The 14,213-nt window shown below is 71.7% G+C and carries 15 protein-coding genes; 14 read left to right on the top strand and 1 reads right to left on the bottom strand.

The features are described from left to right. Positions 1–67: 67 nt before the first annotated feature. The gene (locus HUT10_RS51545; RefSeq protein ID WP_254897320.1) at positions 68–856 is read right to left on the bottom strand and encodes a CdaR family transcriptional regulator; all 789 of its coding nucleotides are present in this window, start codon (positions 854–856) and stop codon (positions 68–70) included. A gap of 1 nt (position 857) precedes the next feature. Here HUT10_RS51545 and HUT10_RS51540 point away from each other — a divergent pair, with 1 nt between their 5' ends. The 14 genes from HUT10_RS51540 to HUT10_RS45690 all read left to right on the top strand — a co-directional run bounded on the left by HUT10_RS51540 (position 858) and on the right by HUT10_RS45690 (position 14,206). After that, positions 858–2,570 carry a general stress protein gene (locus HUT10_RS51540; protein WP_254897319.1) on the top strand — a complete coding sequence of 571 codons (1,713 nt, stop codon included), beginning with the start codon at positions 858–860 and terminating at the stop codon, positions 2,568–2,570. Then, positions 2,570–4,435, top strand: a complete 1,866-nt coding sequence (dnaK, locus tag HUT10_RS45750; protein ID WP_176176924.1) for a molecular chaperone DnaK — start codon at positions 2,570–2,572, stop codon at positions 4,433–4,435. The genes HUT10_RS51540 and dnaK overlap by 1 nt, the downstream gene beginning before the upstream one ends. A 49-nt stretch (positions 4,436–4,484) precedes the next feature. Beyond that, positions 4,485–5,000 carry a nucleotide exchange factor GrpE gene (locus HUT10_RS45745; RefSeq protein WP_176176923.1) on the top strand — a complete coding sequence of 172 codons (516 nt, stop codon included), beginning with the start codon at positions 4,485–4,487 and terminating at the stop codon, positions 4,998–5,000. A gap of 4 nt (positions 5,001–5,004) precedes the next feature. Beyond that, complete coding sequence (locus tag HUT10_RS45740) at positions 5,005–5,928, top strand: DnaJ C-terminal domain-containing protein (protein ID WP_176176922.1); 924 nt, start codon at positions 5,005–5,007, stop codon at positions 5,926–5,928. Next, complete coding sequence (locus HUT10_RS45735; protein WP_176176921.1) at positions 5,928–6,224, top strand: chaperone modulator CbpM; 297 nt, start codon at positions 5,928–5,930, stop codon at positions 6,222–6,224. The genes HUT10_RS45740 and HUT10_RS45735 overlap by 1 nt, the downstream gene beginning before the upstream one ends. Then, complete coding sequence (gene clpB / locus HUT10_RS45730) at positions 6,215–8,842, top strand: ATP-dependent chaperone ClpB (RefSeq protein ID WP_176176920.1); 2,628 nt, start codon at positions 6,215–6,217, stop codon at positions 8,840–8,842. Before HUT10_RS45735 ends, clpB begins: the two co-directional genes overlap by 10 nt. Continuing rightward, complete coding sequence (trxA, locus tag HUT10_RS45725) at positions 8,839–9,285, top strand: thioredoxin (protein WP_176176919.1); 447 nt, start codon at positions 8,839–8,841, stop codon at positions 9,283–9,285. The genes clpB and trxA overlap by 4 nt, the downstream gene beginning before the upstream one ends. Next, the gene (locus HUT10_RS45720; RefSeq protein ID WP_176176918.1) at positions 9,282–9,545 is read left to right on the top strand and encodes a ubiquitin carboxyl-terminal hydrolase 14; all 264 of its coding nucleotides are present in this window, start codon (positions 9,282–9,284) and stop codon (positions 9,543–9,545) included. The genes trxA and HUT10_RS45720 overlap by 4 nt, the downstream gene beginning before the upstream one ends. Further along, on the top strand, positions 9,542–11,212 hold the full coding sequence (locus HUT10_RS45715) for a cyclic nucleotide-binding domain-containing thioredoxin-disulfide reductase (RefSeq protein WP_176176917.1): 1,671 nt from the start codon (positions 9,542–9,544) through the stop codon (positions 11,210–11,212). The genes HUT10_RS45720 and HUT10_RS45715 overlap by 4 nt, the downstream gene beginning before the upstream one ends. Next, positions 11,209–11,739, top strand: a complete 531-nt coding sequence (locus HUT10_RS45710) for an STAS domain-containing protein (protein WP_176176916.1) — start codon at positions 11,209–11,211, stop codon at positions 11,737–11,739. The genes HUT10_RS45715 and HUT10_RS45710 overlap by 4 nt, the downstream gene beginning before the upstream one ends. After that, positions 11,736–12,665 (top strand): PrsW family intramembrane metalloprotease, encoded by a 930-nt coding sequence (locus HUT10_RS45705; protein ID WP_176176915.1) that lies wholly within the window; start codon positions 11,736–11,738, stop codon positions 12,663–12,665. Before HUT10_RS45710 ends, HUT10_RS45705 begins: the two co-directional genes overlap by 4 nt. A gap of 117 nt (positions 12,666–12,782) precedes the next feature. Beyond that, positions 12,783–13,103 (top strand): low affinity iron permease family protein, encoded by a 321-nt coding sequence (locus tag HUT10_RS45700; RefSeq protein WP_368660834.1) that lies wholly within the window; start codon positions 12,783–12,785, stop codon positions 13,101–13,103. A gap of 102 nt (positions 13,104–13,205) precedes the next feature. Beyond that, positions 13,206–13,556: an STAS domain-containing protein gene (locus tag HUT10_RS45695; RefSeq protein ID WP_176176914.1), complete on the top strand. Its 351-nt coding sequence runs from the start codon at positions 13,206–13,208 to the stop codon at positions 13,554–13,556. An 83-nt stretch (positions 13,557–13,639) separates the two neighbouring features. Then, on the top strand, positions 13,640–14,206 hold the full coding sequence (locus tag HUT10_RS45690) for a dihydrofolate reductase family protein (protein ID WP_176176913.1): 567 nt from the start codon (positions 13,640–13,642) through the stop codon (positions 14,204–14,206). Positions 14,207–14,213 lie beyond the last annotated feature (7 nt).

The following is a 14,213-nucleotide window of genomic DNA, read 5'->3' as shown; positions in this document are numbered from 1 at the left end:
CGCGCGGGTGCTTTCGCGGTCGCGTACCCGCCGAGGAGCCGATCACACGTCCGTGCGGCGGGGGTGGTCACGGCGATCCGCGCAGCACCTGCCACACCCGGGTGGCCAGGTGCAGGTTCAGCCTGCTGTCCACGTCGTTGAGGTCCAGTTCGGTGATCTCCCGGATCCGGCCGAGCCGGTAGCGCAGGGTGCTGCGGTGGATCATCAGCGCGGCGGCGGTGTCGTCGTAGCTGCCGCCGCATTCGAGGTACTGCGCGAGCGTCGCGACCAGATCGGCGTTGCGGTGGGTGTCGTAGTCGAGCAGCTTCCCGAGCCACTCGCGGACGAACTCGACGACGTCGCCGTGGTTCTGCCCGGTGTCGAGGATGCGGTAGATCCCCAGCTGCTCGAACGTGGTGAAGCCGTTCGGGCTCTGTGAGCTGCGCCGGATCTGCACTGCCCGCACCGCTTCGGCGTAGGACTTGGGCAGCCGTCCCGGGGTGTCGCAGCGGCTGCCGATGCCGATCGCCCCGTCGGCACCGAGGCTTTCCGACAGCGAGGCGTACAGTGCCGCCCCGTCCGGCCGCCCGGCGACCAGCAGCACCACCGAGCCCGAATGGCGCGACACGAGCGTGGCGAGCCCGAGCGCCGCCACCGCGCGGCCCGTGGCCTCGGTGACCACGTCGTCGGCGAGGTCGCCGGACCACCGCAGCACGACCACGTGGTGCGGGCGGCGCAGGTCGTGCCCGATCGCCTCGGCCCGTGCGTAAGCGCTTCCGTCGTCGGTCCCGGCGACGAGGTCGTCCACCAGGTCGCGGTGCAGGCGCAGCTCGGCCTCGGCCAGGCTGCGCTGGTGTGACAGTTCCAGCGCCAGCACGGTGGAGCCGTATTCGAGGGCGAAGACCCTGGTCCGCGCCCGCGATCCGCCCGGGGTCGATCAGGGCGAGCACGCCGAGCACCTCGTGCCGCGGCCGCACCAGGGAGACGAGCCGGTCCTTGACGCGGATCGGCTCGGACCGGGTCGCGGCGCGCCGCAGCAGCTCCTCGCGCCGGTGCACCGCGACCTTCGGGTACGGGTCCGGCCGGCCGGGGCCACCCCACGCGCGCAGGTTGCCGAATCGATCCTCAATCGCTACGGGCAGCGCGGTCAGCTGGTGCAGCGCGTGCGCGATGCCCGGCTCGCCGGCCCCGGAGGCGGAGATGGTGGACAGCACGTCGTGCACCAGCTTCTGCTGCTTGAGCCGCTCCACCGACGTGGAAAGCTGCCCGTTGAGCTCCCGCAGCGCGACCGACTGCCGCCGCTCCCGCTTGAGCAGCGCCGAGTTGGCCAGCGCCGCGGCCGCCTGCTGGCAGAGCGAGCTGAGCAGGAAGTTCTCGTCATGCGATGGGGGCCGCTCGGCCCGGACCACGAGGATGCCGGTCAGGCCGCCCAGCCCGCGCAGCGCGTAGCACCAGCGCCACTGGCCGTCGGACAGCTCGATCCGCCCGCTCTGCCCGTCGAGCTTGCCGACGGCCGCGCCGAGATCGGGATGCGCCTTTTCCGCACCATTCTGCGGGGTGACCGTTCCGTCCTCGTCGACAAGGTAAGCCGCATCGGTTGTGCAACCAATCAACGACGAAACGGAGGCCGCGGCGAGCCGAAGAATGTCCGCCGCGTCGCGGCCGTCGAACATCATCATCGAAATCGCGAACAGGCCGTAGAGATTCGACAACTGGGCCAGCCACCAGCTGTCCGTCTTGGCTTCGTTGCCGGGTGGAACCGCATCGTCTTCGGGCGTCATTCCGGCCTCCCCGCCACCGACCTGCTGATTCGCACCCTACGCCGTCGTGATCTGTGCTGCCGGGCCGACAAGGCTTCCGGAAATTCGGCCTGCGGGGCGCACGCGGGCCGGGCGTGCCTTTGCCACGGTGGAACACGTCGGAAAGGCTCAGCCGTCGCCGAACACCCGGCGTGGCGTGCGGAAAGCCTGCCCGCAGGGCAAATCCCGCGGAATCGGTTCCGACCGGACACTCCCGTTGGGACGATCCGGTCGCCCGCCCGAGCCCGGACCGAACACCACGCGAACAACCGGAGGCGAGCCATGACCGCACAGCCGGGCGCGACCGCGCCTACCCCACGCCACGCTCCCGAACGCGTCCCGATCGCGTCCTACGACGACTACCGCGACGCCGAGCGCGCCGTGGACTACCTTTCGGACCAAGGATTTCCGGTCCAGCGGACCGCCATCATCGGCCGTGACGTGCAGCTGGTCGAGCAGGTCATCGGCCGGCTCGGCCTCGGCGGCGCCGCCCTCCGCGGCGCCGGTTCCGGAGCGCTGAGCGGGCTCCTGATCGGGTGGCTGTTCGGCCTGTTCAACTGGTTCACCCCGGTCCTCGCCACGCTGACGCTCGCCCTCTACGGGCTGGTCTTCGGCGCGGTCGTCGGGGCGATCTTCGGGCTGGTCGCACACGCGCTGCAGGGCGGCCGCCGGGACTTCGCGTCGGTCCGCGCGATGACCCCCACCCGCTACGAGGTCGTCGCGGACGCCGAAGTCGCCGACGACGCCCGGGCGCTGCTGGCGCAGCTGCCCCCGGCGCCGGGGGGTGTGTGATGGCCAAGGCGGTCGGGATCGACCTCGGCACCACCAACTCGGTGATCGCCGTCTGGGAAGCCGGTGAGCCGCGGGTCATCCCCAACTCGGAAGGAGCCCGGACCACCCCGTCGGTGGTCGGGTTCACCGAAAGCGGTGAACGGCTGGTCGGGCAGCTCGCCCGCCGCCAGGCGATCCTCAACCCGAAGGGCACCATCTACTCGGCGAAGCGGTTCATCGGCCGCAAGTTCGACGAAGTGTCCGACGAGGCCAAGGCGGTCGGGTTCGACGTCGTCGAGGGCGAGGGCGGCGTCGTCCGCTTCGACATCCGCGGCAAGCTCTACTCGCCGGAGGAGATCAGCGCGCAGGTGCTGCGCAAGCTGGCCGACGACGCCGGCAAGCACCTCGGCGAGCGGGTGACCGAGGCCGTGATCACCGTGCCCGCGTACTTCAACGACGCCCAGCGGCAGGCGACCAAGGACGCCGGCAAGATCGCCGGGCTGAACGTCCTGCGGATCATCAACGAGCCGACCGCCGCCGCGCTGGCCTACGGGCTGGACTCGCAGCAGCACGAGACCGTGCTGGTCTTCGACCTCGGCGGCGGCACGTTCGACGTGAGCCTGCTCGACGTCGGCGACGGCGTGGTCGAGGTGCGGGCCACCGCGGGCGACAGCCACCTCGGCGGCGACGACTTCGACCGCAGGCTCGTCGACTTCCTCGCCGACAAGTTCGCCGCGGACAACGGCATCGACCTGCGGCAGGACGCGCAGGCGCTGCAGCGGCTGTTCGAGGCGGCGGAGAAGGCCAAGGTCGAGCTGTCGTCGGTCGCCCAGACGAGTGTCAACCTGCCGTTCATCACCGCCGACGCGAGCGGGCCGAAGCACCTGACCGCGACCGTCCGTCGCTCGGAGTTCGAGCAGATCACCGCCGACCTGGTGGAGCGCTGCCTCGGCCCGGTGCGGCAGGCGATGGCCGACGCCAAGGTCAGCGCGAACGACATCGACGAGGTCATCCTCGTCGGCGGTTCGACCCGGATCCCCGCCGTGCAGAGCCTGGTCCGCCGGTTGACGAACGGCAAGGACCCGAACATGAGCGTCAACCCGGACGAGGTCGTCGCCCTCGGCGCCGCCGTGCAGGCCGGGGTGCTCAAGGGCGAGGTCAAGGACGTCCTGCTGCTCGACGTCACCCCGCTGTCCCTGGGCGTGGAAACCCGCGGCGGCGTGATGACGAAGATCATCGAGCGGAACACGACGATCCCGGCGCGGCGCACGGAGGTGTTCTCCACCGCGGAGGACAACCAGCCCGCCGTCGACATCGTGGTGCTGCAGGGCGAGCGCGAGCGCGCGGCCGACAACCGGGTGCTCGGGCGGTTCCAGCTCAAGGACATCCGGCCGGCCCCGCGCGGCGAGCCGCAGGTCGAGGTGACCTTCGACGTCGACGCGAACGGCATCGTCAACGTCACCGCGCGCGACAAGGACACCGGCGCCGAGCAGGGCATCACGATCACCGAGAGCTCGAACCTCGACAAGTCCGAGATCGAGCGGATGGTCAGCGAAGCCGAGCGCAACCGCGCCGACGACGAACGCCTGCGCGAGGAGGTCGAGGCGCGCAACCTGCTGGACAGCGTCGCCTACCAGGCCGAGAAGGCGATCACCGACCAGACACCGGCGCACGAGAAGGCGCGCGCGGAAATGCTGATCACCGACGCCCGCGAAGCCGTCCAGTCGAACGCGCCGCTGGACCGGGTGCGCGAGCTGACCTCGGAACTGCAGCAGGTGCTGGCCGGGCTCACCGCGGCCCGGCCGGGCGGGGACGGCGGTCCGCCGCAGCAGCGAGAGCCGGCCGAGGACGACGACGTGATCGACGCCGACTTCGATCGGGCGTGAGGAAACCATGGCCACCACAGGAAAATCCACGGAGCCGGGGACATCCTCCGTGGACGCCGCCGGGACGGGTGCCGAGTCCGGCCCCCAGGACGCACCCGTCCCGGCGGTGGGGCCGGACCGGACCGCCGAGCTCGAGGCGAAGGCGGCCGAATGCGAGGACCGCTGGCGCCGGGCGATGGCCGACGCCGACAACCTGCGCAAGCGGCACGCGGCGGAGCTGCGCGCCGAGCGCGCGGCCGAACGGGCCCGGGTCGCCGCGGCCTTCCTCCCCGTCGTCGACAACCTGGAACTGGCGCTCTCGCACGCCGAGGCCGACCCCACCGCCGTCGTGCAGGGCGTGCTGGCCATCCGCGACCAGGCCGTGCAGCTGCTGGCCGGCCTCGGGTACGAGCGGGACGCCGAGAACGGCGTCCCGTTCGACCCGGCCCGGCACGAGGTGGTCGCGGTCGTCGACGAGCCGGGCGCCGAACCGAACACGGTGACCAGGGTGGTCCGGCCCGGGTACGGGACCGGCGGCGGGCAGCTGCGGCCGGCCGCGGTCGCCGTGGCCAAGTCGCGGGGGTGAGCGCGTGGCACGGGACTTCTACGCCGCGCTCGGGGTCGGCCGGGACGCCGGCACCGAGGAGATCCAGCGGGCGTACCGGAAGCTCGCCCGCGAGAACCACCCGGACGTCAACAAGGACCCGCAGGCCGAAGACCGGTTCAAGGAGGTCAGCGAGGCCTACCAGGTGCTGTCCGACCCGGAGCAGCGGCGCAAGTACGACCGGTTCGGCGCGGACTTCCGGCAGGTGCCCGACGACTGGGAGCAGCGCGCCGGCGCCGGCGCCGGACCGCGCGGCGGCGGCCGGGTCCGCTACAGCACCTCCGGCAGCGGATTCGACGGAAGTGGGTTCGAAGGGTTCGAGGGTGTCGACCTCGAAGACCTCCTCGGCGGTCTCTTCGCCGGCCGGGGGCGCGGCGGCCCGGTGCCGGGCGCGGACCAGGAGGCCGAGCTCGAGCTGACCGTCGAGGAGGCCTACCGCGGCGGGCAGCGGCACCTGAACTTCGGCGGCGACCGCGAATACGATGTGAAGATCCCGCCGGGGGTGCTCGACGGGCAGCGCATCCGGCTGGCCGGGCAGGGCGGGCGCGGCTCCGGCAACGCCGCCCCCGGCGACCTGTACCTGGTCGTCCGCATCCGGCCGGACCGCCGGTACCGCCTGGACGGGCGCGACATCCACGTGACACTGCCGGTGACGCCGTCGGAGGCCGCGCTCGGGGCAACGGTCCCGATCACCACCCCCGGCGGCGAGGTGAAGGCGCGCGTCGCGGCCGGGTCGTCCAGCGGGCGGCGGCTCCGGCTGCGCGGGGAGGGCATGCCGAACCCGAAGGGCAAGCCCGGTGACCTCTACGCCGAGGTCCGGATCATGGTGCCGAAACGCCCGACCAAGCGCGAACGCGAGCTGTTCGAAGAGCTCGCCGCGGTGTCCGACTTCGATCCCAGGAGGACCTGATGGCGCGGTACGTGCTCGTCCGCCCGGCGCGGCTCGACCTCGAGACCGTGGCCGCGCGGACCGGGCTGCACCCCGAGCTGCTCCGCCGGTTCGCGGCCCTCGGCCTGGTGGAGACGACCCGGGACGCGAACGGACGCCCGTGCTTCCCACTGTCCACTGTGGCCAGAGTGGCCCGGATCCAGCGGTTGCGCGCCACGCTGCCGGTCAACTACGCCGCGCTCGGGCTGGTGCTGGACCTGCTCGACCGCATCGACGTCCTCGAAGCCCGAGTCAGGAGCCCCCGGCGATGGACATGAGCAAGCTGACCCAGAAGTCGCAGGAAGCGCTGCAGGAGGCCCAGAGCGTCGCCGGCCGCCTCGGCCACACCGAAACCGACGGCGAGCACCTGCTGCTCGCGCTGCTCGACCAGCCCGAGGGGCTCGTCCCGCGGCTGCTGGCGCAGACCGGCGCGGACGTCGACGCGCTGCGCGCCGCCGTCGAGGCCGAGCTGGCCCGGCGGCCGAAGGTGACCGGGCCCGGCGCCCAGCCGGGGCAGGTCTACGTCACCCGGCGGCTGGCCGGGCTGCTCGACGCGGCGGAGCGGGAAGCCCGGCGGCTCAAGGACGAGTACGTCTCCGTCGAGCACCTGGTCCTGGCGCTGGCCGAGGAGGGGACGGCGTCGGCGGCCGGGCGGATCCTGCGCGACCACGGCGTGACCCGCGACTCCTTCTTGACCGCGCTGACGAAGGTCCGCGGCAACCAGCGCGTCACGTCGGCGACGCCGGAGGGTGCCTACGAGGCACTGGAAAAGTACGGCCGGGACCTGGTCGCCGACGGGCGCGCCGGCAAGCTCGACCCGGTGATCGGGCGCGACACCGAGATCCGCCGCGTCGTCCAGATCCTCTCGCGCAAGACGAAGAACAACCCGGTGCTCGTCGGCGATCCCGGCGTCGGCAAGACCGCGATCGTGGAGGGGCTGGCGCAGCGGATCGTGCGCGGCGACGTTCCGGAGGGCCTGCGGGACCGGACGATCTTCTCGCTCGACATGAGCGCGCTGGTGGCCGGGGCCAAGTACCGCGGCGAGTTCGAAGAGCGGCTCAAGGCCGTGCTCGGCGAGGTCAAGGCCGCCGAGGGCCGGATCATCCTGTTCGTCGACGAGCTGCACACGATCGTCGGCGCGGGCGCCACCGAGGGTGCGATGGACGCCGGCAACATGCTCAAGCCGATGCTGGCCCGCGGCGAACTGCACATGATCGGCGCGACCACGCTGGACGAGTACCGCAAGCACATCGAGAAGGACGCCGCGCTGGAACGGCGATTCCAGCCGGTCGTCGTGCCCGAACCGGCCGTCGAGGACACCATCTCCATCCTGCGCGGGCTGCGCGAACGGCTCGAGGTGTTCCACGGCGTCAAGATCCAGGACGCTGCGCTCGTCGCCGCGGCCGTGCTGTCGCACCGCTACATCAGCGACCGGTTCCTGCCGGACAAGGCGATCGACCTCGTCGACGAGGCGTGCGCGCGGCTGCGCACGGAAATCGACTCGATGCCCGCCGAACTCGACGAGCTGACCCGGCGGCTGACGCGGCTGGAGATCGAAGAAGCCGCGCTGGCCAAGGAAACCGACAAGGCGAGCAAGTCGCGGCTGGAAGAGCTGCGCCGGGAGCTGGCGGACCTGCGGGCCGAAACCGACGCCAAGAAGGCGCAGTGGGACGCCGAACGCCAGGCGATCCGGCGCGTGCAGGAGCTGCGGTCCGAACTGGAGCGGGTCCGCCACGAAGCCGAAGAGGCGGAACGGAACTACGACCTCAACCGCGCCGCCGAGCTGCGCTACGGCGAGATCCGCGAGCTGGAACGCCAGCTCGAAGCCGAAGAGGAGCGGCTGGCGAGCAAGCAGGGCGAGAAGCGGTTGCTGCGCGAGGTCGTCACCGAGGACGAGATCGCCGAGATCGTCTCGCAGTGGACCGGCATCCCGGTTTCCCGGCTGCAGGAGGGCGAACGCGAGAAGCTGTTGCGGCTGGATGAGATCCTGCACGAGCGGGTCATCGGCCAGGACGAGGCCGTCCGGCTGGTCGCCGACGCGATCATCCGCGCCCGGTCGGGCATCCGCGACCCGCGCAAGCCGATCGGGTCGTTCCTCTTCCTCGGCCCGACCGGCGTCGGGAAGACCGAGCTGGCGAAAACCCTGGCGGCGGCACTGTTCGACAGCGAGGACAACATGGTCCGGCTCGACATGAGCGAGTACCAGGAGCGGCACACGGTCTCGCGGCTGCTCGGCGCGCCGCCGGGGTACGTCGGCTACGACGAGGGCGGCCAGCTCACCGAAGCCGTGCGGCGCAGGCCGTACTCGGTGGTGCTGTTCGACGAGATCGAAAAGGCGCACCCGGACGTGTTCAACACGCTGCTGCAGGTGCTCGACGACGGCCGGATCACCGACGCGCAGGGCCGGCTGGTCGACTTCCGCAACACGGTGATCATCATGACGTCCAACATCGGCTCGCAGCACCTGCTCGACGGCGTCACGTCGTCCGGGGAGATCAAGGCGGAAGCCCGCGAGGCGGTGCTGGCGGAGCTGCGGCACCACTTCCGGCCCGAGTTCCTCAACCGCCTCGACGACATCGTGCTGTTCACCCCGCTGGGGCTCACGGAGATCGAGCGGATCGTGGACCTGCAGTTCGACCAGCTGCGCCGCCGGCTGGCCGAGCAGGGCGTCACGGTGGAGCTGACCGAAAACGCCCGGCGGTTCATCGCCGAGCGCGGGTTCGACCCGGTGTACGGCGCCCGGCCGTTGCGCCGCTACATCTCCCACGAGGTCGAGACGCGGATCGGGCGCGCGCTGCTGCGCGGCGAGCTGACCGAGGGCCTGGTGATCGTGGTCGACGCGGTCGACGGCGACCTGACCGTCGACTTCCGGGCCCCCGTGGCGGAGGCGGCATGAAGACCGTCACCGTCACCTGCGAACACTGCGGGAAGACCAACCGGATTCCGGCCGCCGCGGACGGATCGCCGAAGTGCGGCCACTGCCACCGGCCGCTGCCGTGGGTGGTCGACGCGGGCGACGACGACTTCGCGCCGATCGCCGAGCAGGCGGGCCTCCCGGTGCTCGTCGACCTGTGGGCCACCTGGTGCGGCCCGTGCCGGTCGGTGAGCCCGGCGCTGGACCGGCTCGCCCGTGCGCGGGCCGGGAAGGTGAAGCTCGTCAAAGTGGACGTCGACCGGGCGCCGGGCGTGGCGCGCCGGTTCGAGGTCATGGCCGTGCCGACCCTGCTGGTGCTCCGCCACGGCGAGGTCGTCCGGCGGCAAGCCGGCGCGGCACCGGAGAACGTGCTGCGCGACTGGCTCGACCAAGCACTGGACTCGCCCGAGGAGGCGAACAAATGACCACCGTCATCGACCCGCACCTGGCCCTCGTCCGGGACGTGGTGCCCCGGACACCCCAGGGCTGCCAGGAGTGCCTCGCGGCCGGGACCGCGTGGGTGCACCTGCGGCTGTGCCTGACCTGCGGGCACGTCGGCTGCTGCGACTCGTCCCCGATGAAGCACGCGAGCCGGCACGCCCACGCCATCGGCCACCCCATCGTGCGCTCGTTCGAGCCCGGGGAGAACTGGCGCTGGTGCTACGTGCACGAGGCGTTCGTATGACGGTCGCGGCGCAGGACCTCGTCGAGACCCCGGATCCGCACGGCGCGTTCCCCCGGCTGACCCGCGAGCAGATCGAGAAGCTCTCGGACGCGGGCGAGCGGCGGCCGGTGCGGCCGGGGGACGTGCTCTACGCGCAAGGGGACCGGGACACGGACTTCTACGTCGTCCTGAGCGGCAAGGTCGCCATCCAGCACCGCGAAGGCGACGAAACCAGAACCGTGCGGGTGCACGGGCCGGGCCGGTTCCTCGGCGAGCTGGGCCTGCTCGAAGGACAGCCGTCGTTCTTCACCGCCGTCGCCGCGGAACCCGGCGAGGTGCTCGCCATCGGAGCCGGCAAGCTGAGGCAGCTGGTCCTGTCCGACCCGGTCCTGGGCGATCTGATCCTGCACGCCTACTTCGCCCGCCGCGCGGTCATCATCGGCTCCGGCGACGGGCTGCGGATCGTCGGCTCGTGCTACTCACCGGACACCCGGCGGCTGCTGGAGTTCGTGGCCCGCAACCGCCTCCCGTACCGGCTGGACGACCTCGACAAGGACCGCGGAGCCGAGGAGCTGCTGCGCCGGCTCGGCGTCACCGTCGACGAAACCCCGGTGGTGGTGCTGCCCGGCGCCGGGGTGCTGCGCAACCCCAGCAACACCGAACTGGCGTCCGCGATGGGGCTGCGGCACGAGGAGCTCCCGGTCGGCGTGCGCGACGTGCTCGTGGTCGGCGCCGGGCCCGGCGGGCTCGCGGCCGTGGTCTACGCGGCCTCCGAAGGATTGGCCACGTCGGCGTTCGACGCCGTCGCCGCGGGCGGGCAGGCGGGCACGACGTCCCGGATCGAGAACTACCTCGGCTTCCCGTCCGGGATCTCGGGGGCGGAACTGGCCGAGCGGTCGGTGATCCAGGCGGACAAGTTCGGCGTCCGGGTCGTGGTTCCGGGTGAGGCCCGCACGCTCACCCCGCAGGGCGGGCTGTACGCGGTGGGCTTCGACGACGGCACCGAAATCGTCACCCGGACGGTGATCATCGCGACCGGCGCCCGGTACCGGCGGCTGCCCCTCCCCCGGCTCGAACACCTGGAAGGCACCTGCCTGTACTACGCCGCGACCCCGCAGGAGGCCCGGCAGTGCCAGGCCGACCCGGTCGCGGTGGTCGGCGGCGGCAACTCCGCGGGGCAGGCCGCGGTGTTCCTGGCGCAGTCCTCGCCCGTGGTGCACCTGCTGGTGCGCGGCGGCGACCTCGGCGCGGACATGTCGCGGTACCTGGTCGACCAGGTCGAGCGGCACCCGCGGATCCAGGTCCACCTGCACACCGAAGTCCGCGACGTCGACGAGGACGGCAAGACGATGTCGGGCGTCGAGGTCGAGGACAACCGCACCGGCGAGCGGCACCGGCTCGCCGCCCGCGCGTTGTTCGTCTTCATCGGCGCGGCGCCCCACACGCGCTGGCTGTCCGGCCACGTCGCGCTCGACGAGGACGGGTTCGTGCTCACGGGCGCGGACGCGGGAGGCTCCCACGCGCCGTTGCCGCTCGAAACGAGCAGCCCCGGCGTGTTCGCCGTCGGCGACGTCCGGCACGGCTCGGTGAAGCGGGTGGCCTCGGCGGCGGGTGAAGGGGCGATGGCCGTCCGGCTGGTGCACGAGCGCCTCGCACAAGAACTCGCCGAACCGGGAGGACTCCCATGACCACCAGGCTTTCCCTCGCGCTCACGGAACTGGACCGGCTGATCGGCCAGGTGGCGCCGAAGCACGAACTCACCATCAGCTCCACCCTGCACCCCGGGAGCTACACCGTCGTCGCGATCTCCGGGCGGGCGGACGCACCGGCGTTGCGGACCCTCGCCGGGTACCTGGCCGGGCTCGTCCACGCGGGCTCCCGGAACTTCGTCGTCGACCTGTCCGGGGTCGAGCAGCCCGGCGACGACCTGCTCGGCCTGCTGCGCCGCTTCGGCGAGCGGCTGACGGCCGCGGGCGGCGAGCTGGAGCTGATCGGGCTGACCCCACCCGTGCTGTACGAGCTGGACGACGAGCCACTCGCCGAGATCTTCGCGCTGTACCGCGTCGACGCCGAAGGCGGACAGCCGCGGTGGGCGGCGCTGCGCTGCCCGCAGGGGTTCGACGGCGTCGCCGAACCCGGCTCCCCCGCCCGGTTCCGCGCGTTCGTCGACACCGCGGCCACCGGCCGCGGCGAGCGGTTCGGGAGGCGCCGATGACCACCGTGAGCCGCCACCACCGGCGGGCGTGGTTGCAGATCTTCGCGATCGGCCTGCTGCTGTGGGTGCTGTCGGTCGTCGTGACGTACGCGACCGGCAACCCGAACCTGCTGCCGACGCTCGTGCTGCTCGGCAGCTTCCTGGTCCCGGTGACGTTCGTGGCGTGGGCGTTCGAGCGCCGTGACTCCGGGGAGATCACCTCCGAGCTGGTGTTCCGGACCTTCTTCGTCGGCGGGGTGCTCGGCGTCCTCGGCGCTTCGGTGCTGGAGACCTACCTGCTGTACCCGTCGATGTGGCTGTACGTCGGGGTCGGGCTGATCGAGGAGGCGGTCAAGCTGGTCGCCCTCGCCCTGCTGACCCGCGGGCTGGCCGTGAAGTCCATGCGGGACGGGATCATCCTGGGTGCGACGGTCGGCTTCGGCTTCTCCGCCTTCGAATCCGCGGGCTACGCGCTCACGTCGCTGTTCACCGCGCGCGGCCTGTCGCTGGACGACCTGGTCACGACCGAACTGCTGCGCGGGCTGCTCGCCCCGGTCGGGCACGGGCTGTGGACCGCCATCCTGGGCGGGCTGCTGTTCGCGTGGAGCACGCGCGAACACTTCGTGCTGAGCCTGCGCCTGGCGCTCGCGTTCCTCGGCGTCGCGCTGCTGCACGCGCTGTGGGACTCGATGTCGGCCATCGCGCTCGTGATCACCCTGGTGCTGTACGGGCAGGTGGCGCAGTTCGAACCGCGCGGCCTGGTCGTCCCGCCCGCCGACGTGACGACGGTGTACACCGTGACGACCTGGGTGGGGTTGGGCGTGATCGCGTCGATCGGCGTGCTGTGGCTGCTGGTCCTGGTCCGGCGGTCGCGGCGGGAACGCCGGGAACCCCACTGGACGTACCGGATCCCGGCCGCGCGCACGCCGGCGACCGGCCGGTACTGACCCACCGAGGGAGTTCGCCGACGTGACCGTTTCACCATCCTCCCGACCGGCCACCATGCCTTCTGACGTGAATGTGCAGCTCGGACCGTTCGACCGGTTCGCCAGCGTCGTCAGCAAATTCACTCACGCGCGTGGTTCTTCGTCCTTTGTGTCCTGCTGGTCGTCCTGTGGGCACCGTCCTTCCTGATCCTGCCGAGCTTCGACACCTGGCAGCTGATCATCAACACCGCGACCACGATCGTGACGTTCCTGCTCGTCGCCCTGCTGCAGAACACCCAGAAACGCTCCGACGACGCCACCCAGCACAAGCTCAACGCCATCGCCGCGGGCCTGTGCGACCTGATGGCCCACCTCTCCGACGACCACCCGCAGCTGCACCGCGACTGCGCCCAGCTGCGCAAGGCCGTGGGGCTCGAAAACCACGAAAGCGCCGCCTGAACCCGGCCCACGCCACCACGAAAGAAGTCCCGGACGACAAGGAGCACGGCAATGCGGGATTGCTTCCACGACAGAGTATTGAGCGGCCACGGGAGAATCGCCGTGTCCATCACCCGCGACGCCGGCGTGGTACTGGCCGCCGTGTCGGGCGAGATCGACCTCGCCACGGCGCGTGCCTTCGCCCAGCACCTCGAATCGACCCTCGCCGGCTCGCCGGCCGCGGTCATCGCCGACCTCGACCAGGTCGGCTTTCTCTCCTCCTCCGGCCTCGCGGCCCTCCAGATCTTCGCGCACGCAGCGGACTCCGCGGGCATCGCGTTCTGCCTGGTCTGCGCCCAGCGCACGGTGCTCCGGCACCTGCAGCTCACCGCACTCGACCGCGCCATGACCGTCAAGCCGACCGTCGCCGAGGCGCTCGCCTGGCTCTCGGAGGAGCCGACGCCGGATACTTGAGCCGGACCCGCCCGCGGACGCACCGATGAGTTTCCCGCGCCTCAGCCGTCTTTCACGGGTGAGAACGACGCACGGGAGGCACGATGCGGAAACTGATCTTCGGCATGAACCTGACCCTGGACGGCTACATCGCCGCGCCCGGTGACGACATCGGCTGGAGCGGGCCACCGAGCGAGGAGCTGTTCCGGTGGTGGCTCGACCAGGAGCGGGCGAGCGAGCTGACGCTGTACGGGCGCAAGCTCTGGGAGACGATGAGCTCTTTCTGGCCGACCGCGGACCGGCAGCCCGGCGCGACCCCGGCGGAGATCGCGTTCGCGCGGAACTGGCGGGACACGCCGAAGGTGGTGTTCTCCTCGACGCTCCACGAGGCCGGCTGGAACACCCGCCTGGTCACCGGCGACGCGGTCGCCGAGCTGACCCGGCTCAAGAACGGCGACGGCGGCCCGATGACCATCGGCGGCGCCACGCTCGCCGGGGCGGCCATGCGGGCCGGGCTGATCGACGAGTACGCCGTGGCCACCCACCCGGTCCTGGTGGGTGGCGGCACGCCGTTCTTCACCGCGCTGGACAGCCGGGTGAACCTGACCCTGCTGGAGACGCGGACCTTCCCCGGCGGCGTGGTGCTGACGCGGTACGCGACGAGGCGCTGAGGCCGGT

The sequence above is a fragment of the Amycolatopsis sp. Hca4 genome (assembly GCF_013364075.1).
Taxonomy (GTDB): Bacteria; Actinomycetota; Actinomycetes; order Mycobacteriales; family Pseudonocardiaceae; genus Amycolatopsis.
Note: the sequence above shows the minus strand (reverse complement) of the source record. Positions and strands in the feature narration are given on the sequence as shown.